The following is a 535-nucleotide window of genomic DNA, read 5'->3' as shown; positions in this document are numbered from 1 at the left end:
GGATTAGACCTATTCCGAACATAACCATTCCCACCCCGCCACGCACGACATCTGCTTGACTGAGTAGCTCAGCAGACTGTTGATGGATCGCTTCCTGACCAATGGCAAAAAGGCCATAAGTTTCCCCACCATAATAGGGTAAGATTAGCCCTACTCCGATAACGGTTAACACAAACCCCCAATAAGAAAGTACATAACCAGCTGTTCCTTCTAAAGAACGGTGAATGCCGTAAATTCCAATTGGTAAGAGCATAAAGGCGAGGATGCCGAATACATGTGATAGGACCCATTCTGGGGAGGCGAATGCTTCCGCACCTTGCAAAGAGCTTTCATCTGAAAAAGGACGTAAGGCAGGATAAAGTACGAATAAAATGGCTGAAATTAAAAACGATAACATACTAACGTAGGCTGTTTGGATCTTTAAGGGCATTTTAGTGACCACCTTTCGATTATGCATGCTTTTCAATTATCGTACTTTGCTACTCGGCAATTAATGAGGGGGTTTATGTAAAGTTAGTGTGATATTTTATTTACA

Annotated in this window: 1 protein-coding gene; it reads right to left on the bottom strand. The window is 42.4% G+C overall.

What is annotated here, in order from left to right; genetic code table 11:
• Window positions 1-430, bottom strand: a 430-nt coding sequence (locus tag ABD198_RS30605) for a hypothetical protein (RefSeq protein WP_344008001.1), incomplete at its 3' end; no start/stop codon positions are given.
• Window positions 431-535 lie beyond the last annotated feature (105 nt).

Source organism: Streptomyces thermocarboxydovorans, from assembly GCF_039524635.1.
In the GTDB taxonomy this organism is placed as follows: Bacteria; Actinomycetota; Actinomycetes; order Streptomycetales; family Streptomycetaceae; genus Streptomyces; species Streptomyces thermocarboxydovorans.
This window is presented reverse-complemented; position numbering and strand designations above follow the sequence as displayed.